This is a genomic window from Mucilaginibacter sp. P4_E8, assembly GCF_056401495.1.
Genome location: NZ_JBFUJG010000014.1, coordinates 83,413 through 106,623 on the forward strand (window position 1 = coordinate 83,413; position 23,211 = coordinate 106,623).

At 44.6% G+C, this 23,211-nt stretch carries 24 protein-coding genes; 11 read left to right on the top strand and 13 right to left on the bottom strand.

What is annotated here, in order from left to right:
* Window positions 1-17 precede the first annotated feature (17 nt).
* The gene (locus AC1DRQ_RS08790; protein ID WP_477423704.1) at window positions 18-869 is read right to left on the bottom strand and encodes a COG1470 family protein; all 852 of its coding nucleotides are present in this window, start codon (window positions 867-869) and stop codon (window positions 18-20) included.
* Window positions 870-1,246: 377 nt separating this feature from the next.
* On the opposite strand from AC1DRQ_RS08790, the gene AC1DRQ_RS08795 reads away from it, so the two are divergent.
* The 3 genes from AC1DRQ_RS08795 (at window position 1,247) to AC1DRQ_RS08805 (ending at window position 2,947) form a co-directional block, all read left to right on the top strand.
* Complete coding sequence (locus AC1DRQ_RS08795) at window positions 1,247-1,996, top strand: sulfite exporter TauE/SafE family protein (protein ID WP_477423705.1); 750 nt, start codon at window positions 1,247-1,249, stop codon at window positions 1,994-1,996.
* Between the two features lie 5 nt (window positions 1,997-2,001).
* Window positions 2,002-2,376: a hypothetical protein gene (locus AC1DRQ_RS08800; RefSeq protein ID WP_477423706.1), complete on the top strand. Its 375-nt coding sequence runs from the start codon at window positions 2,002-2,004 to the stop codon at window positions 2,374-2,376.
* Between the two features lie 88 nt (window positions 2,377-2,464).
* Complete coding sequence (locus AC1DRQ_RS08805; RefSeq protein WP_477423707.1) at window positions 2,465-2,947, top strand: DoxX family protein; 483 nt, start codon at window positions 2,465-2,467, stop codon at window positions 2,945-2,947.
* 122 nt (window positions 2,948-3,069) lie between these two features.
* On the opposite strand, the gene AC1DRQ_RS08810 is transcribed toward AC1DRQ_RS08805, so the two are convergent.
* Window positions 3,070-3,819: an MBL fold metallo-hydrolase gene (locus AC1DRQ_RS08810; protein ID WP_477423708.1), complete on the bottom strand. Its 750-nt coding sequence runs from the start codon at window positions 3,817-3,819 to the stop codon at window positions 3,070-3,072.
* Between the two features lie 307 nt (window positions 3,820-4,126).
* Between AC1DRQ_RS08810 and AC1DRQ_RS08815 the strand changes: the two genes are divergently transcribed.
* Window positions 4,127-5,431: a spondin domain-containing protein gene (locus AC1DRQ_RS08815; RefSeq protein ID WP_477423709.1), complete on the top strand. Its 1,305-nt coding sequence runs from the start codon at window positions 4,127-4,129 to the stop codon at window positions 5,429-5,431.
* A 53-nt stretch (window positions 5,432-5,484) separates the two neighbouring features.
* A complete protein-coding gene (locus AC1DRQ_RS08820; protein WP_477423711.1) occupies window positions 5,485-6,021 on the top strand; it encodes a carboxymuconolactone decarboxylase family protein in 537 nt (178 codons plus the stop codon).
* 45 nt (window positions 6,022-6,066) lie between these two features.
* On the opposite strand, the gene AC1DRQ_RS08825 is transcribed toward AC1DRQ_RS08820, so the two are convergent.
* Window positions 6,067-6,405 carry a putative quinol monooxygenase gene (locus tag AC1DRQ_RS08825; RefSeq protein WP_477423712.1) on the bottom strand — a complete coding sequence of 113 codons (339 nt, stop codon included), beginning with the start codon at window positions 6,403-6,405 and terminating at the stop codon, window positions 6,067-6,069.
* Between the two features lie 393 nt (window positions 6,406-6,798).
* Between AC1DRQ_RS08825 and AC1DRQ_RS08830 the strand changes: the two genes are divergently transcribed.
* From AC1DRQ_RS08830 to AC1DRQ_RS08845, 4 genes are read left to right on the top strand one after another with little or no spacing between them, the layout of a single operon-like run.
* Window positions 6,799-7,479, top strand: a complete 681-nt coding sequence (locus tag AC1DRQ_RS08830) for a peroxiredoxin-like family protein (protein WP_477423714.1) — start codon at window positions 6,799-6,801, stop codon at window positions 7,477-7,479.
* A gap of 7 nt (window positions 7,480-7,486) precedes the next feature.
* Entirely contained in the window at window positions 7,487-7,921 is a 435-nt protein-coding gene (locus tag AC1DRQ_RS08835) for a thioredoxin family protein (protein WP_477423716.1), read from the top strand.
* Window positions 7,922-7,979: 58 nt separating this feature from the next.
* The gene (locus tag AC1DRQ_RS08840; RefSeq protein WP_477423718.1) at window positions 7,980-8,585 is read left to right on the top strand and encodes a sigma-70 family RNA polymerase sigma factor; all 606 of its coding nucleotides are present in this window, start codon (window positions 7,980-7,982) and stop codon (window positions 8,583-8,585) included.
* A gap of 1 nt (window position 8,586) precedes the next feature.
* A complete protein-coding gene (locus AC1DRQ_RS08845) occupies window positions 8,587-8,874 on the top strand; it encodes a hypothetical protein (protein WP_477423720.1) in 288 nt (95 codons plus the stop codon).
* Window positions 8,875-9,083: 209 nt separating this feature from the next.
* On the opposite strand, the gene AC1DRQ_RS08850 is transcribed toward AC1DRQ_RS08845, so the two are convergent.
* From AC1DRQ_RS08850 to AC1DRQ_RS08870, 5 genes are all read right to left on the bottom strand, one after another.
* Window positions 9,084-9,869 carry an SDR family NAD(P)-dependent oxidoreductase gene (locus AC1DRQ_RS08850; protein ID WP_477423721.1) on the bottom strand — a complete coding sequence of 262 codons (786 nt, stop codon included), beginning with the start codon at window positions 9,867-9,869 and terminating at the stop codon, window positions 9,084-9,086.
* 326 nt (window positions 9,870-10,195) lie between these two features.
* Complete coding sequence (locus tag AC1DRQ_RS08855) at window positions 10,196-10,771, bottom strand: Crp/Fnr family transcriptional regulator (protein ID WP_477423723.1); 576 nt, start codon at window positions 10,769-10,771, stop codon at window positions 10,196-10,198.
* A gap of 15 nt (window positions 10,772-10,786) precedes the next feature.
* Complete coding sequence (locus AC1DRQ_RS08860; protein WP_477423725.1) at window positions 10,787-11,140, bottom strand: hypothetical protein; 354 nt, start codon at window positions 11,138-11,140, stop codon at window positions 10,787-10,789.
* 2 nt (window positions 11,141-11,142) lie between these two features.
* Window positions 11,143-11,538 (bottom strand): isomerase, encoded by a 396-nt coding sequence (locus tag AC1DRQ_RS08865; protein WP_477423726.1) that lies wholly within the window; start codon window positions 11,536-11,538, stop codon window positions 11,143-11,145.
* 715 nt (window positions 11,539-12,253) lie between these two features.
* Window positions 12,254-15,733, bottom strand: a complete 3,480-nt coding sequence (locus AC1DRQ_RS08870) for an ABC transporter permease (RefSeq protein WP_477423727.1) — start codon at window positions 15,731-15,733, stop codon at window positions 12,254-12,256.
* Between the two features lie 427 nt (window positions 15,734-16,160).
* Here AC1DRQ_RS08870 and AC1DRQ_RS08875 point away from each other — a divergent pair, with 427 nt between their 5' ends.
* Complete coding sequence (locus AC1DRQ_RS08875; RefSeq protein WP_477423729.1) at window positions 16,161-16,373, top strand: TetR/AcrR family transcriptional regulator; 213 nt, start codon at window positions 16,161-16,163, stop codon at window positions 16,371-16,373.
* A 139-nt stretch (window positions 16,374-16,512) separates the two neighbouring features.
* Window positions 16,513-16,815, top strand: coding sequence for a hypothetical protein (locus AC1DRQ_RS08880; protein ID WP_477423731.1), 303 nt, complete (start codon window positions 16,513-16,515; stop codon window positions 16,813-16,815).
* Window positions 16,816-17,093: 278 nt separating this feature from the next.
* Here the strand turns inward: AC1DRQ_RS08880 and AC1DRQ_RS08885 are convergent, their stop codons facing one another.
* The 5 genes from AC1DRQ_RS08885 to AC1DRQ_RS08905 all read right to left on the bottom strand — a co-directional run bounded on the left by AC1DRQ_RS08885 (window position 17,094) and on the right by AC1DRQ_RS08905 (window position 22,903).
* Window positions 17,094-18,470, bottom strand: a complete 1,377-nt coding sequence (locus AC1DRQ_RS08885) for a glycoside hydrolase family 43 protein (RefSeq protein ID WP_477423733.1) — start codon at window positions 18,468-18,470, stop codon at window positions 17,094-17,096.
* Window positions 18,471-18,654: 184 nt separating this feature from the next.
* Window positions 18,655-21,069: a glycoside hydrolase family 31 protein gene (locus tag AC1DRQ_RS08890; RefSeq protein WP_477423735.1), complete on the bottom strand. Its 2,415-nt coding sequence runs from the start codon at window positions 21,067-21,069 to the stop codon at window positions 18,655-18,657.
* A 693-nt stretch (window positions 21,070-21,762) separates the two neighbouring features.
* On the bottom strand, window positions 21,763-21,960 hold the full coding sequence (locus tag AC1DRQ_RS08895) for a sigma factor-like helix-turn-helix DNA-binding protein (protein ID WP_477423736.1): 198 nt from the start codon (window positions 21,958-21,960) through the stop codon (window positions 21,763-21,765).
* Between the two features lie 27 nt (window positions 21,961-21,987).
* Window positions 21,988-22,458 carry a sigma-70 family RNA polymerase sigma factor gene (locus AC1DRQ_RS08900; RefSeq protein ID WP_477423738.1) on the bottom strand — a complete coding sequence of 157 codons (471 nt, stop codon included), beginning with the start codon at window positions 22,456-22,458 and terminating at the stop codon, window positions 21,988-21,990.
* 103 nt (window positions 22,459-22,561) lie between these two features.
* The gene (locus tag AC1DRQ_RS08905) at window positions 22,562-22,903 is read right to left on the bottom strand and encodes an Arm DNA-binding domain-containing protein (RefSeq protein ID WP_477423739.1); all 342 of its coding nucleotides are present in this window, start codon (window positions 22,901-22,903) and stop codon (window positions 22,562-22,564) included.
* Between the last annotated feature and the right edge of the window lie 308 nt (window positions 22,904-23,211).

A 23,211-nucleotide genomic window follows, 5' to 3' on the forward strand; every position in this document is an offset into this window, starting at 1 on the left:
AAAATGGAATGGCTGTTTTATCTTCTGCCATATTTACGAATGAGGTAATACACGATGCCGATGGCCACCAGGATGACTAAAACCCCGATCCAGCCGGAAAGCAGCGACGTCTTGACCAGCAGCCGGAACGCGATCTGCGAGTTGGCATTACCGTTCGTCGCGGTAAAATTAGCAGCGTAATCGCCAGCGATGGTCTTGTCCGGCACTTTTACCGTCGCTTTAACGTCGATGGTTTTCCCTGCTTCCAATTGTTTGATACTGGCCGGTTCAAAAGTTGATTCCCAACCGCTGGGCAACTGTGCGGTAACCTGCAGGTCATTCAATGGCAATGTGCCCGTGTTTTTGACGGCCAGCAGCAACTCTTTCTGGCTGCCGGAAGTTACTTCATCGCTCAATCTTCCTGTGGGTGTGCTTAGTGCCAGGCTGTAAGAGCCTTTAACTACGGCCTCCAGGTTCAGCGATAAGGTATCAGAACCGGATACAGCCTTGATTGGAACTTTATATTTTTTCGGAGAGGCGGTGGCCGTGGCATTGATCTCGATGGCAATATCCTGCGTTTTTCCCGCATCCATATTGATGGAAGTAACTTGGCTGCCATCCACTTTGTAGGCAATCGTCCAGCCAACAGGAAGATCGGTTTTAAGTTCGTATATCTTGGTGCTGGCCGAACCGTTATGCAGCGTTGTACTGTAACGGAAGGTCTCATTGATCGCGGCCTCGATGTTCATCAATTTGGCAGTGAACCCTGATTTACCGGCTGGCCAGGTGACTGGCTGCTGCTGTGCCTGTGATGTGAATGCCAGAAATAAAAAAAGAAATGTAAAGCTGCGCGGCGCGCTCAAACGGGGGATAGTTAATTTGGATAACATGATCTACAACTAAAATGATTAATGATAGCTTCAAAAAATGCCTTTTAAATAATTGATTTAATGTTTAAAATTGACGGCCCAAAGAAAAAAAGCTATCAAATAATTTCAAATAGCTTTAACATTTTTTAACAAATTGATGCGGGCCTTAAAGACACAAGTTGCTGGGCCATCAGTTATCCGTCATTCATGAGTAAACGTAATCAGGTGATAAAAATTAAAAAGATTGTAAGGATTCGTGAGATATCTCGTCAAATACAAATAAAGTTATTGTGAATTTGATATATTGAGCATATGTTATTCACTTTGCGCGCAAGCAGGTGAATAGAGAAAGAGAACTCGTTTTTAACTATCATAACCAATAAAAGTAAACGACAACAGTGAAGTTCATCAATTCGATTGTTTTACAGGCAGACGCTATCGTTTTTGCCGCAACCATTTTCCGTTCTGCTTTCGGGTTCGGTGAGTCATTGATAGCCGTGCCACTGCTGGTATTGCTGATGCCGCTGGAAGTCGCGGTCCCGCTGTCTGTATTGGTATCTGTTACCATCGCCGGTTTTGTGGTTGTTCAAGACCGGGAAAAAATACATTTCAGCAGTGCCGGCTGGCTTATCGTTTATGCGATCATTGGCATACCCCTGGGATTATGGCTGTTAACGCACGTCAATGAACACGGGGTGAAAGTTATTTTAGGAAGTGTTATTATCGTATTTTCCATCTTTTTGTTAACAGGTAAAAGGTTAAAAGAATTGAAACGGGATGATGGCCGCTGGCTTTTTGGTTGCGGCTTGTTATCGGGTATCCTGGGCGGGGCTTATGGCATTAACGGACCTCCGCTCGTCATCTATGGTGCGAAACGCGGCTGGACTGCCCAGCATTTCCGGGCAACACTACAGGCCTATTTTTTGGCTGCCAGTTTGGTTGGCGTTATTGGCTATTGGTTCAGCGGTTTGATCACTGCGCAGCTGCTGTGTTACTTTTTGCTGGCGCTGCCAGTCCTCGTTCCGGCAATACTCATCGGCAGGCATATCAACTCCCGGATGCAGGGAAGCCACTTTTTTAAATACAGTTACGTGGTATTGTTGCTGCTGGGCACAATTTTGATAGCTAACGCGATCTTTTCCACATAGAAATAATGAAAAAAGCAATGGCAAAAGGCAAACGACACATATTCGGTACCCGAAAGCTTATTGGTATTACGCTGATTGCAGTTTTGCTCACGTTTGGCTTTTGCCCGCTGCGAAATACGCTGTTCGCGGTTGTTTTTCAATCGAAAGCACCGGTTCCTAAAACAACGGGAACACGCCTGCTAAATGCCCATGTAGTTTGTAAGACGGCGGTTGCGAATTCCGCGATAACGGTAAGTGAGTATCAGCCTTTGCCGCGTAATGCAGGGCCTGTTGTTATTAAGATGTATTTATTTGTTGTAGGCGGCCGTCTTCGCCTACAATCGCGTCTTCGCTCATACAAAATTCCTATTTACGCAGTTAACCAGGTCTGGCGAATCTGATAAATCTTTTTACTCAATGGTTTAAAGGCCCGATGATAGCGCCCTGCTGTTATCGGGGTAATTATTTATCAGACTCAACATTAATTAAATGAATAACATTTTTTCTGTGGCCGGTAAAGACTACCGGCAAGTGGCGCCTGTATTTTTGCGCCTCATTATTGGCTTTGGATTTTTAGCTCATGGTTGGGCAAAACTAACCCGGGGGCCGGAAGCATTCTCACATCTGCTTACGCAGCTAGACGTACCATTACCACACCTGATGGTATGGATATCTACACTAACGGAAGTTATCGGAGGCTTAATGATCCTGGCGGGGATTTTTACAAGCATTATTGCTTTACCGTTGATCATGACCATGCTCGTGGCCATGTTTAGCATTCATATCCATTATGGTTTTAGTGCAGTTAAAACAATAGGGCTCACCCCGCAAGGCCCTGTGTTCGGTCCCCCGGGATATGAGATTAATTTAATATATATCGCAGGTTTATCAGCGCTGATCCTTCTCGGTGCGGGGCGCTTCTCCCTGGATGTCTGGTTAGCTAATAGGTTTTTGCAAAAGCACAACCCGTAAAATTGACTATTAAACGGCGGTGCTCGTGCGCCGGGCCCGCCGTTTTAATATTTTACAAGTTCGCGTTAATTACCCGTTTGATGCAGATCTGATTACATGGCGGCTTGTTCGGGGGACAATCGCTACAGGCTGGTGTTTATCCCCGGTTCGAGTATCATTAACCGGTTACCAATGCCAACAGCGTCGAAGGCCTGGCGCAGTTCCTTATCAGACTCTGTGTAATGCGACCATCCCTCATAATGTAAGGGAATGATGGTTGCTTCAGGAAATACATATGCCGTATCAAGCGCATCATTGGCTCCCATGGTGAGGTTAAATGGGCCACGCGGCTTGGCCGCACCTGCAAAAATAAAAACAAACTTTGGGTTAAACTGCTCCGCCACTTGCTTAATGCCATCATAATAAACGGTATCACCAGTAAGGTAAATCTGAGCTTCACTTGTTTCTACGATGAAACCAATTACCTCACCAGTGATATGCACAGTACCGGCCGGTCCATGCCGGGCAGGGGTTGCTGTAATGGTAACCTTATCGTTCAATATAATTTTTTCGAACGGCTTTAACCCTTTTGAATTTCCCCCCAGGCGTTGAGCTCCATCGATTGTCGTAAATGTTTTTGCTACTTGCCTGAGGAACTCCTTTCCCGCATTGTCAAGATTGTCCTTATGCTGATCATGGCTTAGCAGCACTGCGTCGATATGGCCGATATCAGTAACGGCAGGGCCTGCTGTTTTCCAATAGCCCGGTTTATCTCCCAGCATAAAGGTTTCACCTTTAGGGTCTAAAGTTGGATCAGTCATTAGTCGTAAACCGCCAATTTCCAGTATAACGGTTGGACCACCTAAATATATTACATGGAGATTCTTACTCATGATCTTAGTACTGTGATTAAAATCTTTTCAGGTAAAAATGCAAATATAGATGGTATGAAGGGACACATTATTGTAAAAAGAGTATAAAATAAGCAGGCAAATAATTATGAAAAGAAGCTGGTAAGGTAAACAGTTGTTTCACGCAATCAAGCCGCCGGCCCATCATGTCCAGACAAATGAGGTTGGACTACTTTTAATAGGCTCATGAACCGGCTAAGCGTCATCCAAATGTCAGTATTTACGTTTTTCGACCTTACGCTGTAAGCTAATTTTAATTCTGGCGACAAACCGTGAAAATTATTAAAACATGAATCTACTTAGAAATCTGAAATCAATTATGTTGGTTGGCTTAGCTCCAATCGCATTAACCGCCTGCAAAAAGGACAACAACGGTAGCGCCGGCACACCTCAGCAAAGCACGATCACCGTAGAAAACTTGCTGCAATCGCAACCCTTGGTAGAATCCGGGACCTTTCAGGGTGCAGGCACGCCTGCATTGATTCTGCCAGGCCAATCAACTACCATCACCTTTTCAGCAGCTAAAGGTGAGGCGTTGTCCTTCGCGACCATGTATGGCGCATCGAACGATCTTTTTTTTGCTCCGGCAAACCCCGGTATCCAAGTCTATGACAGCAACGGCAATCCAATTGTGGGTGATGTTTCAGCACAGGTTAAGCTTTGGGATAACGGCACCCGCGTTAATCAGAAACCGGGGGCGGCAGTAACCCATCCCGGCGTTGCAGAAACCGGAAAGATAACAGAGGTAAGCGGAACAGATGCCCAGGGCAATACCTATCTCGCTGCAGCTAAACTGGTGAAAGCAACATTGAAATACAACGGCAACTCGACCTTTACACTAACCCTTCAAAATACTTCCGGCGGCACAGCCAATGAAACGCCGCTCAGCCCGGGCGTATGGAGCGTATCTTATATCGTTGGCGGTTCGCTTCTGACTCCTAATCCGCTCTATACTGCCGGCCAGCCAACCGCAAATGGTCTGACCAATATTGCGGAAGCTGGCGACAATACAGCTTTAAGCGCTTATGCAAAATCAATCACCGGTATTTTCACACCGCTTTCTCCGATTCTGGTAGTTGTATATAACGGCATTAATAACCCCATTTACAACGCTGATCAATTGGATGCCGGCAAGGGGCTTACACCATTGGCACAAAAGGGAAATGCCGACACGCTGGCAGCCTATTTAAAAACGGTAAAAGGTGTTAAGGCGGTTTATGTCTTGCCTGCACCAACGACAAAAGTATTACTGCCAAAAATCGCCGGTCAGCAAGGTGGTATCGTATCACAGCAGTTAAGTGTGAGTTCAGGCGACCGTTTGGCTATTGCAACCATGTACGGGTTTTCTAACGACTGGTTCTTTGCGTCAGCAGATAACGGTGTCGATGCCACTCAAAAAGGCGACATCTCGGGCACAATCAAATTATTTGATGATGGGACCGCAGTTAACCAATTTCCCGGTGCAGGTCTTACACAGTTTAACCTTGCAGGCACACCATTAAAGGAAAGCCAACCGATCAGTGCGGTTCCGAATCCAAACGCCTTTACCACGCTGCCGCCGGTTACGGGCATAATGAAAGTAACGCTTAAATAATTCAGTCACAGGCTGCCGGTCCGGCAGCCTTTTATTTTTTATTCATATCATACATGAAAACTTTTAGTGTTCCGGCAAAGGCTGAGGTTTCAGAAACCAATCAGCACCTATTCGATAACCTTCAGAAAGGTTTAGGCATGGTACCCAACCTGTATGCCTATTTCGCCAAAAACGATACTGCCCTGGCAGATTACCTGGCGCTCCAAAACAGGAAAAATACATTAACCGGCAAAGAACGCGAAGTCATTAACCTGGTCGTAAGCCAGGTCAACGAATGTGAATATTGTCTTGCCGCCCATACGGTAGTTGGCGGACTGCAGGGTTTCACCCCGGAACAAATAGTAGAGATACGGCAAGGGAACGTTCAATTTGACAACAGGCTTGACGCACTGGCAAAATTCGTTAAGGCGACGGTGATTGATCGCGGCAAGCCCGAAGCGGCTGTTGTTGATCATCTTTTATCGGCAGGATACAGCGAGGCCAATCTGATTGATATCATTATCGTGATCGGAGATAAAACGATCAGTAATTACCTGCATGGTATTACAGGTTTGCCGGTGGATTTTCCGGCTGCCCCAACTTTGCGGTAAAAATGTCTTTGGATAAAAAGTGCGGCCAGAGCCGCACTTTTTGTTTCATTTCACTGCAAGGAGAGCGACTTTCTCAATAACCGGATCTGCCGCCAGTAATTCCGGAGCCTTGGCCATCAGCGCAGCGGCAATCGGCCCGTTTAAGTGTGCGTCACGGCCTTCTTCAGTTTCAAAAGTGTCGAATACCCCGAAAGTGGCAGGGCCAATTTGCAGGGCGTACCAGCTAATCGTTCCTGTTTCTTCCTGGGCTAACGGCAACGCACTCTTCAGAAAATCGCTTAACGCCTGTTCTTTGCCGGCTTTCGCTTTAAGCCTGACCAATAATGAAAATTTTTCCATGTCGAATAAATGTGTTTTTATAGTAAGCTGTTTGTAAACAGCCATCAATGATGACTGCCAGGTAAAAATTAGTCGTAGCTACGATAATAACCTTACACCGGTTGAAATATTATTTAAAATATATTGTAAGGCTTTAAAGCCGGCAACGACTAAGCAAGAAATATTAAAATAACAAATAAAGACATGAAAGCATTTAAATTAAGACCCTTTTGCTAATGGCTGTTGCGGCGATTTCTTTATCACTTAACGCGAATGCGCAGGATAAAATGGCTCCGATGAAAAAAGACACAACGAAAATGTCTAAAATGAGCCATAAAAAAATGAGCAAAAAGCCGGGCAAAATGTCCAAAATGAAAAAGGATACCACCAAAATGTAAGCACTTACCGCCGCCGGAAGCAATTCTGCCGGTAATTTTCAACACCTGATGCTCAAATAATATGAAATTACAAATCAAGATAAAAAGTTCTCTTTTAACTATCCTTAGCGCTGTGCTGCTGTCCTTTACGGCATTTAATGCTTCCGCGTCTGATTCCCAGATACCGGATACGACGGCCATGCGGTCATACGCGCAAAAACCTACAGATATCAGCCCGCTGCTGATCGGCGAGAAAATACCGGCTGTAAATATTCCTGCCGCAGACGGCAAGTCGTTTGACCTGAATGCGCATATTGCTGAAAAACCGACCATACTGTTATTCTACCGTGGCGGCTGGTGCCCGTTCTGCAACAAAGAGCTGGCTGGCATTCAGGGCATTCAGGCAGATCTGGTAAACATGGGTTATCAGATTATCGCGGTCAGTACCGACAGCCCGGAAAATCTGAATAAAAGTATTGACAAACATCAGTTAACTTACACCTTACTTTCTGACGCCGATCTCGCGGTGTCAAAACAGTTCGGCATCGCATTCAAAGCGCCGGAAGCCTATGGCAAAACATTAATCGAAGGCTCAGCAGGAAAGAACGCAGATAAATTATTGCCCGTTCCATCCGTATTTATTTTGGATAAAAGCGGAATGATTCAATTTGAATATATCAATCCGGATTTTAAGCAGCGAATCAGCCCGGCGCTTTTGCAGGCTGTGGCTGCAGCGTTGAAAAAGGAAAATGCTGCAAAATAGATTTATCATGATTTTCGGTCAGAAAAACACAGGCTTTATCTGCGCATTGCTGCTAATGCTGGGCGAATATGGTTACGCTCAGCAGACCGGCAGTAAGAGCAGCATCAATTTTAATGAGGTAAATATCAACGTTGCTATGGTGATGGCAAAGCAACAGCATAAGCCTGTTTTCGTAGATGCCTATGCGGTATGGTGTGCGCCATGCCAGCAGCTTAAAAAGAAAACTTTTAAGGATAAGATTCTGGCTGCATATTTTAATTCGCACTTCGTGAATATTTCTGTTGATGTGGAAAAAGGTGACGGTGAAAGGTTCGCCGACCTGTACACGGTGAACAGCTATCCGACACTACTTTTTATCGACGAAAATGGAAAAATCCTAAAAAGGATCGAAGGCTTCGTAGATGCGAAATCGTTGCAGGAAACTGCGGCTACTATCAAATAGATCATCTAACATTCAATGAATTTTGACGTTTTTTGGAGAAAATTAACCGATTGAATTTATGCCTGAAGAACCGATTATAGACACATTAACCGAACAGGTAGAGCATGTTGGCCTTAACCCGGATAACTGGGTTGATTTCTACGCAGATTATCTCTATAATTTTGCGTTAAAACGGTTAAATGACGAGCAACTGGCAAGAGACCTGGTTCAGGATACGTTTTTATCCGCACTCGAAAAAACAGGCCGCTTCCGGGCTGAAAGTTCCGAGCGTACCTGGTTAACGGCGATCCTTAAAAATAAAATCATTGATATCTACCGTAAAAAGGCCAGGACGTTCCGCGGTGAAGGAAATGCCGGCTTCGTGATGGATGAGCCGGAATTCTTTGATCCTGATCTCAACAACTGGAAAAAAGAACACTGGCCGGCTCCGTTTGGCGTCGAGAATCATGACCCGTTACACAATAAAGAATTTATGAATGTGCTGGAAAAATGCATGGTCAAACTGCCGCCGCTATGGATGTCGGTTTTCAAACTCAAACACCTGGAGGAGGAAGAAACCGGCGCCATCTGTAAAAAGCTAAGGATCACATCGGCCAACTTTTGGGTGGTTATCCACCGGGCAAAAGTTAATCTGAGGTCTTGTTTACAAAAGAACTGGATATAAGATGAAAAAGGAATTAAAAACCGAGGAAGAACGGATCGCTTATAATTGCAGAAAAGCAACGCTTCTGATCGAAAAAAAACAGGAAATTGAACTGACCGCCCGGGAAAAAATGGAATTGAACATTCATTTGGCAGGCTGCTATATTTGCCGTGTTTATGAACAGCAAAGTATCCTGATCAATAACATGATGCGTCAGATGTTTAAAGCACAGGAAGGGGAAGTTAAACTGGACAACGGTTTCAAGGAACAATTGAAAAAGAAGATTGCGACGAAACTGGAGAAAAATTAACCAAAGTTAAAGGCGGCTGGATTATCTGCTACCATCAGCGGGAAATGAATTTATCGTGCTGTTCAAGTACATAACACACCATCAGGAAGCCGACTGAATGGAAAATTGCTTTAGGCGCGACGTTGACCTATATAAATGCACGCGGCAGATGCCCATAATATCAAATGTACTTTCGCCGCGTGCGGTCTTAGCGAGATTTTAATGATAGGTTACATTGAGCGATGTTTGGAAGCGCGGTCTTTCATCGCGTCATACATACCCTTGACCTTTTCATCATATTCCAGAGGACGCTCGAAATTCAACTTGCGGTTTTCAAGCATTTGCGCACCCCGGAACACGTTAATTTCACCGGCCATCAATCCTTTTATGGTGCTTTCCGCAACCGCTTCAGGCGTGTCCATATTGCTTGTGTTGGCGGTTTTCATCATTGGTGTGTCTGTAGCTGTAGGATATACGGTCATTACATGGATAGGAAAATCTTTCAGCTCCCGGCGTAAAGCTTCCGAAAAATTCGTGGCCCCTGCTTTAGCAGCAGCATAAGTGGCGTAAAAAGGAAGACCAATGACTCCTAAGCCGGAAGACAGATTGATGATTGCTGCCTGATCACTTTTTTTGAGCATCGGAAGCGCATATTTGGTCAGCAGGATCAATCCCGTAAGATTGATGTTAATTTGAGCAATGATATCTTCATCGCTGATCTGTTCCAAAGGGCCTGCGCTGACCACACCTGCGTTATTGATCAGTATGTCGAGCCCGTTCCAATCTTCTTTTACCTTACTGATGAAGGATTTGACGTCATCCGGGCTGCCTACATTACCAACCAGATACAAAAAAGAAGCCTCCGGGAAATCTTTTTCCAGCTGCCTTAACTTTACCGCGTCGCGGCCCGCTACCGCAAAATTCCGTGTACCCGATTGATAGAGCGCATCCACAATAGCTTTGCCGATTCCGCTCGATCCTCCTGTTATCAGTACTTTTTTCTCTTTTAAATTCATAACTAATTTGCTTTAATAAATGCATGAATGGGATTTGGTTATAAAATAACTTATGATGCCAATAGCTTAGTCGGTAAATAAAGAACATCCTTACAAGTCGAATTATAATTTTGTGGTAGATAATGAAAGTTCGGGGCACAGTTAGCAGCTTCGGAATGCATAAAGGCTATGATTGATTTCAAAATCCTTTTCTTTAATAAAAACCGGGAGATGTATATAATGCATGGCACTTGGTTAACGCACCAAATATAGAAAGCGATAGCACCACTAAACTATGTTCTTTACGTCTATAAAAACAGTATAATGAAGTCATTGGGCTGGCGAAATCACACGCCACTTTCCTTTCGCATCATGCTTAAGAACGCCGGCGTGATGCCCAGATAACTGGCGATATGTTTTTGGGCGATGCGTTGTTCCAGCCCGGGGTGGCGCTTACGGAACTCGAGGTAACGTTCTTCGGCGGTTTTATAAAGTTGAGAGGTTATGCGACGCTGGAAAAGTTCAAAGCCATTTTGGGTCAGGATACGGAAAAAGCGCTCAAACTTCGGAATAGCTTGGAATAATTTTTCCAATTGCAGTAACGAAGTATAGTACACCTCGGTGTCTTCAAGTGCCTGAATGGCATTTGCTGAAGGCTTTGCTTTAAAAAAGCTCACAATATCACAAGTCCACCAGTTTTCGGGGTAAAAACCGATGTTGTGCTCTTCGCCGCTCATATCGGTATAAAACATACGCACGCATCCCCGCTTTACGAAATAAATATAACGGTCAGTTTCTCCCGCATGCAGCAGCCAGGCGCGCTTCTTAACTTCCCTGACCTGAAAGAAGGAAAGCGCCTGCTCCTGTTCATCAGGGGCAAGCGCTATATGCTTGGCAAAATTATTCAGGATAAGCTGGTGCATGTGCTAAGGTAAGTATTACAACGCAAAGCGGCGCGTCATGTACAGTTTTAGATTGGCAGTAGCGGCCAGGCGCAGCGGTTCAGCTATTTCGTGGTAAGCCTCGCTTTGCGCCACGGTTAAAAATGCTTCGGCGCTGGGGTATTCAACGATGGCAATCGCGTCCCAGTCCTCGCCTTCATCAGCCAATACGCTGGCTAATACGTTGCTCACCAGGTTCACTTTGGCTTCTATCCCTAAGAGTTCCGTCACGCGGTTAAATGCCGGGAGATATTCTTCCATGTACAGGCGGCGGTCCGCAAATTTAAGCATATTCAGCATCAGTACCGGTCCTTTGCCTTGCACGGTGTCCGGGATCTTTACGACTGTCATGCTTAAAAGAAGCCTACAATACGGGTAATACGGTTCTGTTCGTCAAACTCAAAATAATCCAAGCCCTCTGCCGGATAACCCTCGGGGCGGATAACCAGCCAGCGGAAGCGGCCGCTGCGATGGTGCGTAACCGGCTCAGCCAGTACCTCAAAGGTCCGCGGCCCCATTTGATCATAAGAACTGATAATAAGGTCGGTAATGGCATCCCGCCCGGTTATGGTGTCGGTTACCTTGTCGGTGAAGGTCCCTTCAGCCGACCAGCATTGGTCGATCTTTTCGCGGATGGCACCAGGTTCGGTCTCGTTCCACGCATTGGTGTAGATGAGAATGATTTCTTCTATGCTTTTTATATTTTCCATAACACAAAGGTCGCCCGGTACAGCTACAAAAAAGTTCAACTGGTTGAAGATTTTAAAAAAAGTAAAATTGATAGCGGCACGGCTTCCTCCAAACGAGAAGACTTACCCTCGGTAGCGATTTGGGAACTAAAAAATTACAAATTTATTTTGCACTTAGATTTCATAATCATGATTTAAAATAATTTTTCATGTGAAAATGATTAATACTAAAAGAGTTTTGTATCGCAGATTTTTGATTTCCTGTCGGATGATGTAGTATCTATCAAAAAAAACTACTGTCCAAGTCGGACGGGCTCGGATAAACAACCAATTCCCTTCTAACACCTACCAAAAGGATAGTGTGGGAAAAAACACAATGGCACTTGATTTAGCGCTGTGTTCTAAATCTCTCGTATAAAGTCTTGGAACAGATACAAAATTCTCCATCGCCTCCTTGATGATCAACGACATCACCGGTCCCGTAAAAACACATTGGTTCGACAGGTAGCAATTTCATGAAATGCGGTACGATCTCATCCAAGCCATCTATACCCTCAAATACCGCCTCCTTTAAAACCCGCATGTTTTGCAGCAAAATATTATGCTCCAGATAAATGATCGTAAACTTTAGCCAAGCGCGTCAAAATCCAATCCGTTGGATAAAGCCGCAGCAAATCGAACGGACATTCCGGTGGCGGCTGATGAAACACCTGCGAATCAGCCACCATAATGCCGGCGACAAGAACCTTCAGAACGAATTTGACCTAGCGCAACATCATTCTGATCGAAGGCTTTTCACCGGGTTGGTCAATGCCGCTTTAATGCTGTGATAACTAACGGTAAGTAAAGTAATGAGGATAGCGCCTGCCCCGGTCAGCGCAAATACCCACCAGGACAGTCCTGTGCGATAGGTATAATGCTCCAGCCACTGGTGCATGACATACCAGGAAAACGGAACGGCGATGAGCAATGCGATACCCACCAGGATGACAAATTCTTTGGATAAGGAACCCCAGATGCTCATCACCGACGCGCCCAATACCTTGCGGATACCGATCTCTTTGATGCGCTGTTCTGCTACAAATGATGCCACCCCGAATAATCCAAGGCAGGATATGAAGATGGCGAGCGCCGCGAACACGGAAGCCAGCTTTCCGGTGCGTTCTTCCGCTATGAATTTTTGCGCATATTCACTATCCGCGAACTTGTAATTGAAAGGGGCTTCCGGCGCAAATTTTTTGAAAACTGTTTCTATTTTGGCTAAAGATCCGGCAACAGGCATCCCGGCCCTGAGTTTCAAATTGATTACGTTGAATGACCGCTCGCGGTCATCCATTAAAAACACTACCGGCGTAATGGGATCAAAAGGGGAGGTCATGACCATATCCTTGACAACACCCAGCACTTTCCAGTCTTTCCCGTGCCATTTAATGGTTTCGCCTATAGGCTCCTTCAACCCCATCTGCCTGATGGCCGCTTCATTGAATAAAAAGCCTGATGAATCACTCAGAAACTGCCTGGAGAAACTCCTGCCTTCCTTCATTTTCCAGCCCACCACGCTGCCAAAATCGGGATCGACCAGCACAGTGCCGAATACCTCCTGGCGGTTGGGGTCTTTTCCGCTCCAGCTCAGGTTATCTGCCGACGACCAGACGCCGGTCGTCGGATTAGACGATGGGGATACGCCGGATACTGCGCCTGTGTTCAACAGTTCCTGGCGGAAAGCACTGTACTCCTTGATCGCGTTGTAAGGAATCGATACGAGATTGTCCCGGTTATAACCGACCGGCCTGTCCTTTGCAAATTCAATTTGTTTGAAAACAACGATGGTGCCGATGATGATGATAACCGAAACTGCGAATTGAAGAACCACGAGTATTTTACGTGGCATGGCGGCGGCAGGCCCCGCTTTGAAGGTGCCCTTTAATACTTTTACCGCATTAAATGACGACAAGTAAAGCGCCGGGTAACTGCCTGCGATAAGCCCTGTGAAAAGGCAAAAACTAAAACTGGTCAGCCAAACCAGCGGGTTAGTCCAGATCAGATGAAGCTCCTTGCCTGAAACATCATTGAAAAACGGCAAAGTCAGCCAAGCCAGCAGGACGGCTATCAGGAATGACACGGCGACGATCAGAAAGGATTCGCTTAGAAACTGCGCCACCAACTGACCGCGCAGGGAGCCGATGGCTTTACGTATGCCCACCTCTTTAGCGCGCTTTTCGCTCCGTGCCGTGCTCAGGTTCATAAAATTGATGCAGGCCAGAAGCAGAACGAATAAGCCGATAACGCCGAAGAGCCATACAAACTGCAGTCTTCCCGGCACGGAAACCCCGTCTTTAAACTCGTAAAGATGCCACTGCCGCATCGGAAATAAAACCAGAGCAGGCCTGGTAGCATCTTGCCTGCGTTCATTCAGGAGGATGTTCCGTATTTTATGGGATACTTGCGGCAGCTGGCTTCCCTCATTCAGCAAGGCAAAAACCTGGTAGGAACTATCGTACCAGTTATTCATGTCTCCGGTACTTTTAAACAGGAGACGGATAGGCGCTATAAATTCTACATTGCCAAACTGCGTGTTCCGGGGCAGGTCCTGGTACACCCCGGCAACCTGAACCAGGTAGGTATCGCTGATCTTGATTATTTTGTTGATGGGATCAGCATCTCCGAACACGGCCCGCGCGAGTGATTCATTGATCAGTATGGTGCCCGGTATCTTAAACGCTGTTTTCGAGCCCTTCACCATATTTAACGTGATGATATCGGTCATTGCAGGCTCGGCAAAACAGCCTGTCCGGGAAAATGCATGATTATGATAATTGATGTTTTGCTCGTAGGTAACTGCGGCGGCAACAGCTTTAAAGTCGCTGCCATACTGGCCCCGCAACGCTGTTGAAAGCGGAAAGGGCTGCGAGGCCTGCGTCGCCAGGCCGCCGCCGATGTTCTTATTGGCCAGCACCTGCACAATGCGGTCATAATTCGTGTTGAATTTATTGAATGATACTTCGTCCCAGATCCATAAACCTATCAGCATGGCCACTGCCATACCCACGGCAAGGCCGCTGATATTGATGAACGAAGAAACTTTGTTCCTGGTCGTATTCCGCCAGGCGATCTTTAAATAATTTTTAAACATATGATTGCTGTTTACCGGGTTCGAAATTACCGCTGCGGGCCGGGAACCATATGTCAAATTATAAGATGGTAGTTGTTTTTTATATTCTGCGGGCGTTTTTCCAGTCAGTTGTTTGAATGCACGGTGAAAGGTGCTGGGAGAGTTAAAGCCGGAATCATAGGCAATGCCCTGCAAGGTAAGGTGATCAAAAGCCGGGTCCTGCATTTTGCGGGCTATATCAGCTACGCGGTATTCATTGATAAAATCATTAAAGCTTTTTTTTAATATGGTATTGATGATCCGGGACAATTCGTGGGTCGTCAGTCCGAGCTTTTCAGCGAGCGAGCTCAAGCTTAGTTCCGGATCCAGGTAATAAGCTCCGGTCTTTACCGTTTTTTTGAGCCAGCCGGCTTTATGCTTAAACTCATCCGGCGATGGTAACCTCAAAAAATAGGGTTCATCTGCGGGCGAGTTGATTTCGGGCTTTAAGATCACCATTCCCGCTGCTCCTATGACTGGGGCCGCTAAAAGGAGCAAAAAGGGGTAAATATTGTATAAAATTGCGATGATAGAAAGCGTTATCCACAATAGCCATGAAAAGGCGAAACCTGTCACCAAATTATTTAGCCACCGCAATTTCAGCCGGTAACGGTCGCCGCCTTTAAATTTCAATGTGAGGGAAAAGTCTTTGATCAGCTTGTGAGCGGCATACCAATAGCCGCAAACCGAAATAAATACCAGTAGCTGGAATACTGTTGTCAGCCCTGGAAGGCTTGGCATAACGAAAATCGCCGCGCCAGTTGCTATGAGCAAGGGGCAGAAATGCAGCAAATCGCGGGGGCGAAATTTATCGTCCGGCCTTGTTATGCTCCATACATAAAAGTATAGGAGCGGGCCTAAGGCTAGTGAGAATTGCGGTAGTTCAAGGCTCAAATGCCGAAAAGTGTTTTCCAGATGAATGTGTGCGTTTAACGCCCGGATCATCTCCAGGACGGTAATACTCAGGATGAGGCCAAGAATCCGGTTGGCGGTCTTGTTGCCCTTTGGCATGAGCAACAACATCAGGCTGAAAGTGAGCCCGACGGATATCATTCCCAGGAAAGCAAGGTCGTAAAGATTAATATGGAAGATATGCGTATTCAAGGTGTTTACTCAAATCAATCATTGTTCCAAATTTATAAACAATTGACAAACAAACGTATATATAATATTAACTGAGTCGACTGTAACAGATCCGAACATGCGTATGTGCGGTTTTGGATGTTAAAAAAAGACTCAATTCGCTAATGCCCGTAAAATTCATCGCAGTGCTTTCAAACTGCTTTGCAGTGTTTTTTACCGTGCTTGTCGTTTTTTATTGGCTTAATTGGAGATTCTGCACCCATTGATCAGCCTGTTCTGAAATCGCGGTCAATTGATTCCACAACACTTTGATCACGTTAAACTGCTTACTATTAAATTAAATCTTATTTCTCACTAACACAACCCATTGATCCGTCTCCTACGGAATCGTCTGGTCAATGCTTCCGGAATATCCAGTTTACCCGATGTTTACGTTAACTTATGTACTATGAAAGACAAGGAACTTACAAAAAGGAAGCTTATTGATACAATTGGCGAAATCTCCAAAGTACATGGCTTTAAAAGTGTCAGGATCAGTAAAGTTTCCCGGCAGGCTGGTGCAGACAGAAAATTAGTATACCGGTACTTTGGAGACCTCAATAATTTGATTGAGGCATATATCATTGAAAATGATTATTGGATGCTGTTCGCTGATCATTGAAGAAGGTTTTAAGCGAAAAGAACATAAGTGACAGTCAGGCTTTAGTTACTTCAATTTTACAGGAACAGTTTAGGTTTTTTTGGGAACGAAAGGAGATGCAGCGACTGATCCTGATTGAGTTATCAGAAAAAAACCGCTTATGCATAGTATACACAACGCAAGAGAAAGTCTTGGTCAAATTTTTTTTGACTTAACAGATGTGCACTTCAAAAACAAAGCTGTTGACTTTCGGGCTGTTGCTGCCTTGCTGGTAGGGGGGATCTATTACATGATCTTGCATACTAGCAATAATGGACATAAGTTTGCAGATATTGATTTTGCTGTATTCCTTTTTTGGAGTACGCCCAAAGACCACGGCATAATGGCCTGGCTCGTACCTTACCAACCCACCCTTTGGGACTTATTCCGAAAAGCTGGAAGGGCCCGCTGCTATAAAAAGTAAAACTGCTCTTTAAATTCATACAGAATTGCCCTAAGCATAGGCTTGCGCCAAATGGCGCCATCGCTTTTTGCAAAGGGCTGGCATTGCTATTTGGGCATGGACATATTTAATCATATCGTTCAATGTGGAGCGGATGGCCTTTTTTGTAGATAATGCTTTTTATAATCCTGCATAAAAGTTAAAGACGGCATCGCTGCAATTAAAAAGAATAGTAGCTTCTTCCATGTCTATTAGGTAACGTTATAGTTAAAAACCCGAGACTGCATCATATATCTTTTTTAAAGCCTGTTGAATTTCCACCAGTCGAAGTAAAACAGATCTTTCTCTCCCCGAAAAACGAAGTACAGATCATGCGTCCCTGTTCTTGATTTTACTGGTGTTGTAATAGTCTTAAAAACATCCCCTTCGCCGGACTTGTTAACTTGTACCGTGCCCAGCAGAGGGCCGTCAATTTTGTCAAGGTGAATCTCAATTTTACCGCCATACAGTGCAGCAACATTTACTTCGACAGACGAACCCCCCGACGAAAAATCGACGCCCTGCACCTTTAAATAATCACCATTGTTAACGGAGCTTATAAATTGTCTATCTGCGATCTTTTTCCCTTTATCCCAAGCCACTGTTCTTTCCCATTCCGTGGCTTTTTCTGTTTTAAGGCCCTCGCTATAGGCAATTGTTTCGGCCTCCACCCGGTTATAGGGATTTAATTTGCCCAATTGTTTTACGCCAGCCACTGACCAGAAAGGTAGTTTTTGAATCGTGCCATCAGTGTTATAAGTTATTTGCTCCACGGATACAGAACGCCTTTCATAATGCCTGGACATGGTTTGCTTTAAAAGATTGTTATTGAAGCCAAATACATAAGAACTGCCTTTATAATCAATGATGCCCGGGTGATTGCCCGGTGACCGTTGATCGCCATCCATAATGCTGCCTTTATAGGTCCATGGGCCGGTTGGGCTATCGCCCATTGCATAGCCGATACCTTCGGGGCAGCAGGTGGAAGCATAGGACATATAATAATGTCCGTTACGTTTATAGGCCCAGGGTCCTTCCTGGTAGTGAAAGTTATCCGGCTTACCGGCAACTTTGGCAAAAGAGGTGTCCTTGATGATTTCGCCCGAATAGGAGACCATATCTTTATTGAGTTTGACATAATACAAGTTTGGATTGCCCCAATACAGGTAGGCTTGCCCGTCATCATCGATCAGTACTGTTGGATCGATATCTTGTGGGCTATTTTTGATCAGCGGCTTTCCAATAGGATCTTTGAAAGGACCATAAGGGCTATCAGACACTAAAACCCCGATCCCTCTGCCATTGGGTACCGGGCAGTATAAATAAAATTTACCATTACGTTCCACGCATTGCAGTGCCCAGGCTCCGTTATCCTCCGGCACCCACTTGAAATCTTCTAATGTAGCTACCACGCCATGGTCTGTCCAGTTAACCATATCTGTAGACGTATATAGAAGCCAGTCATGCATTTTAAATCCAAAAGCATCATCTTCGTCATGGCCGGTGTATAAAAAAACGGTATCATGGTAAACCATGGGCGCGGGATCGGCAGTATACTTGGTTTGGATGATCGGATTCTGCCCATAGGCGGTAGCGGAAACGATCGTTAAATAGATGAAGAGGTAAAAGATTTTCATGATTTTTTTCATTTATTTTTTGCAATACTGCTTACGCACTCCGTTGTGCGCGTAATAGGTTTTATCAATCCATTAGCATTAAATTGAAGGTATTCCAAACAAAAAGGCCTCCCGCAGTCGCCCACCGGTGCGTCATTTAATACATAGGAACCGCCTTGAGGTTGTGGCTCCGTTGAAGGGTACCCTATAGTTTTATACTTTTCTTCTTACCATAGTAAAAAAATGTTCTTCCCGATGCTGGTTCTATCCCTGAAGGCGCCAGTACAACATTGAACTTGCGATCGGCAAGCATGCCGTCAAAGTTGCCTTTTCGCTCACCAACGGATACTGTTTTAGTTCTGTCATTCCAATGAAACTGAATTTCGCTGAACTTGCCTTTTTCATAATTGTAATTGTCATTTTCATCCTCATAAAGCGTAAAATCGGCATCAGCCCCGGGATAAATCCTGATTTCCAGATTATCCCATTTCTTCTCTGTGGCATACTGCACCTTAGGCCCCCAGGGTAAAATAGTACCCGCTTTAACATAAAGTGGCATGATATCAAGTGGTGCTGGCTTGCTTACATTTTGTCCTCCGGATAGCTTTTCGCCCGTCCAGAAATCGTACCAGTCGGTACCAGCAGGTAAATAAACCTGTTTTGATTTTACCGAGCTAAAATCTTCAACCCTTACTGTATCCCTGCCTTCAATAGCGCCGCTCGGTTTAGTATACATCGGGCTGGTTACCGGGCTTACCAGCAGCGATTTGCCAAACATATACTCCTGCGCATTACTCCAGGTTTTGTCGTCTTTCGCAAAATCCATAACCAATGCGCGCATCATGCTCGACCCATGGACAGTAACATCCCATGAAGTGGAATATATATAAGGCAAGAGGCCATAACGGAGGTTAATATATTTCTCAATCGCATCGTAAACCTTATCGCCCTTGCTGCCAAACTGGTAGATTTCACGTGGCGCATCTGCGCCATGTGAGCGCATCATGGGGCAAAAAGTACCGAATTCCAGCCACCTGGCATACAGTTCGCGGTAATTCGGGTCAGCCAGTTTTCTGCTGAACCTGGACAGGAAAAACCCGCCGATATCGCTGTTCCAATACGGAATGCCGCTTAGTGAAAAGTTTAAGCCTGTAGGGATTTGCTGTTGCAGCGCCTGCCAGGAGGAAGTAACATCGCCTGACCAGGTATTGGCGCCATAACGCTGCTGCCCTGCAAAGGCGGAACGCGTCAGTATAAATACCCGTTTTTTATCGGTAGCTGAACGCTGGTGTTGCGATACGCCGCCTACAGTCATTAGCGGGAAAGCGTTTCGCACTTTACGAAATGAACCCAGGTAGGTTTTTATATCAAAGTCCGTAGGTTTAAAATGTAAATGATCAGGCTCTGTCGAGTCCATCCACCAGCCGTCAATGCCTATGGAAAATAAGCCCTTGTTCATATACTTCCAGTAAATATTCCTCGCTTCGGGGTTGTAGGCATCATAAGGTATCACGCCGGAAGGATAATCCATATTGGGCGGCCATTTGTCAGAACCAGACTCAGGCCAGGTATTAAAATCAAGCAGCATATTTTTAGATTTCAACTCTTTATACGGCAAAGTTTGCGGACCAAATGACGCCCATATAGAAATGATCATGTGCGCATTAAGCCCATGCACATCGTTTACCATTTTTGGTGCATTGGAGAAATCTGCATTCAGGAAATCCATGGCATTCCATAAATAATTACTGCCCCAGTATTGCCAGTCCTGTATGATGCCATCTAAGGGCACTTTTATGTCCCGGTATTTTTTAACGACACCAACCAGTTCGTCCTGGCTTTTATAACGCTCCTTGCTTTGCCAGTAACCAAAGGTCCATAGCGGGAACATGGGCGCCTGCCCGGTAAGATCCCGCATTTTAGCAATAACGCCATCTGCGTTACCACCAAACATGAAATAATAATCTATCCCATCGCCTGCATCCGACGTAAAACTGGTTTCCTCGGGCTTATCGCTAAAAGTAGTGGGCGAGTAATTATCCCAAAAAAGGCCATAACCCTTAACAGATTGAAAAAATGGTACCACATCTTCTGTGTTGCCTTGTACCATATTTTTATATTGCTGGTTCCGCTGGTTTAGGTTGCCTCGCTGATGCTGGCCCAAGCCGTATATGGCTTCACCATCGTCAAGCGTGAAGGCTTGAGAAACTGTATAAGTATTGCTGCCGGCATCATTGAAAGGGGTAAGGCTTGCGCCGTTTGGTTTTTCTTTTATAAAAGATGTTCCGTTTATGGCGGTAAAGTCGACCTCACCGGTCTTAAGGTTAAGCATCACCTTTAACTTACTGCTCTGTATGTTTAATCCATCGCCCTTCTGCTTTAAAGTTAACGGCGTAGCTTCAGGCTTTTTGATGACCGATAAACTCTCTTTGATAAAACTTTGTCCTTTAAGCGTTTTGATCACCCTAACAATTTCAGGGCTGTAAAATTGAATTTCTATAGATTGCGATCTTGTTTCAGCTTTTACACCTTGCCGGGTTTGCTGGAAGGTTTGAGCACGGCCTGCAAAGGGTAATATAGCCAACGCAAAAAACGTCACCTTAATTAATGGATTGGACATTGATAGATATAATTAGTTCAATTGATTGATATAGCAAAACTATATTTTAAAACCAAAACAACCTACCACTGATGTTGAGATTATTATCACTAATGTTGATTCTAGCCAGGGAAAAATTGTAGTTCTGCCATTATTAAGGGGCCCTTGCCTCGAAAGCCTGCTATATTTGAGAAAAGCGCCATTGATTCAACAGAGGAGGTCCGTGTAAAGACAGCAAGGAAAATCTCCCTAAGGAGAATTAGCTGCCGTGTATCCGGTAACAAGTATCTGTTTCTAAATGCATAACCAATTGGCCTCACAAAACCAGCATTGGAGATAATCGCGGAGTTTATCGTGTCCGGCTATCACGGATATTTTTTGTCGATCTCAGGGGTCAATTTCAGAGCTGTCGCTGCATTGCTAATTGGAGGGATTTATTATATTGTTCTGCATATATGCAACAATGGTCATGATTGTGCGGACATTAGATTAAAGACAGAGGATGGAGTGAATTCGATATTAAAACCAGTTGCGAAATCATTGATTGGGGTTTTATTACAGCCTCCCATTAAGGGATGAAGGCAATTTTGAATCATTTTTGATACCTGCTTCTCCTTTTATTTACGAAGGTGTCACTTCGGCCACGCTTTTATGTTTAAATAAAAAGTATAAATTAAAATAAACAGCTCCTTGTTGATGTCAAGGAGCTGTTTATTAGTCCAGATACCCTTTTAGCACCCGGGCATTTGAATTTGCCCGGAGCCGGTCCAATGCTTTGTCTTTAATTTGCCTTACCCGTTCCTTCGTAAGATGGTATTTATCTCCGATTTCTTCCAGGCTGTAAGGCTGCTGGCTTCCCAGTCCGAAAAATAACGCCAATATTTCTTTTTCCTTATCAGCAAGTATACGCATGCTATTGGCTACCTCCACGGATAAAGATTACTGCATTAATGCCTTATCAGTGGCGGGTTCCGGGCTGTGAAGTACATCTAACAATGTATTTTCTTCCTCACTGGAGAAAGGCGTATCATAAGATATGTGTCTCGCCGAATGGCCCAATAAATCACTTACTTTTTCCGCGGTAGTTTCCAGGCTTTCTGCCAATTCTTCTGGCGTTGGCTGACGTTCAAATTGTTGTTCTAATTTTGACGCCGCTTCTGCAATTTTGGCGAAATCGCCAACATTATTTAACGGCAACCTGATCATCCGTGATTGTTCGTTTATGGCTGATAAGATGGATTGATGGATCCACCAAACCGCATAGGATATGAATTTGAATCCCTTCGTTTCATCAAAACGCTTGGCTGCTTTGACCATGCCAACGTTACCCTCGTTGATCAGGTCACCGAGGGTCAGTCCGGAACTCTCAGGTTCACGCGGGTGTTTTCCATGTCCCCTGAGAACCGGCACAAAATAGCTATAGCTCAGTAATTAACTACTTTACTTAGATGTTCTGAGGGCTGATCAGATTTTTCCGTCCCTAACAGAGCATCAAACAGTGCCATTATTGACGCTAAAAACATCTATTATCAGTTTTAGGCTCAGTGAATTTGCCCGTTAATATATCCTTCAATGTTTGGGCACTTATATCCACATTCGATTCTATTAATCTCTGTTTAGCTAGAAATACCAGGTATTTAAATGAAAAGAGATAATTATTTAATTCTTTCGCCGACGGATGATTGCCTTTGACCTTTCCCGCCATTGGGATCCATTGCGATACTTTACATTTTCGTTTTGTTGATAGTTCATTTGAAAGACCATCAACAGTTATTTTTAAGTAAATGAATCGGTCATCACTCTGATTCTTAGTCTGTTTAAGGAAAAAAAGAAGTTTGACAGATTTTTCTAACATGAGATTAATATATACTTCGAAACAAAAATACCCTTATATCTTTTTTTAAACAAGATGTTTGCGAGGTAAATATCTTGTCTTCAGTAAGTTGAATTGTATTTTAATTGAATGTTATAAGATTTTTCATTTTGCTATTCATTTTGAAATGAATAAAATTAGGCTAACTCTAATTTCTTTTTTAATTGTTTCATATCCTCACTAACCTTTAGATCACTAACCCTTGCGTAATGCTGGGTTTGCTTGAGCGATTTATGTCCCATCATTTTCGAAACCGTTTCCATTGGTACTCCATTATTGAGCGTTATCGT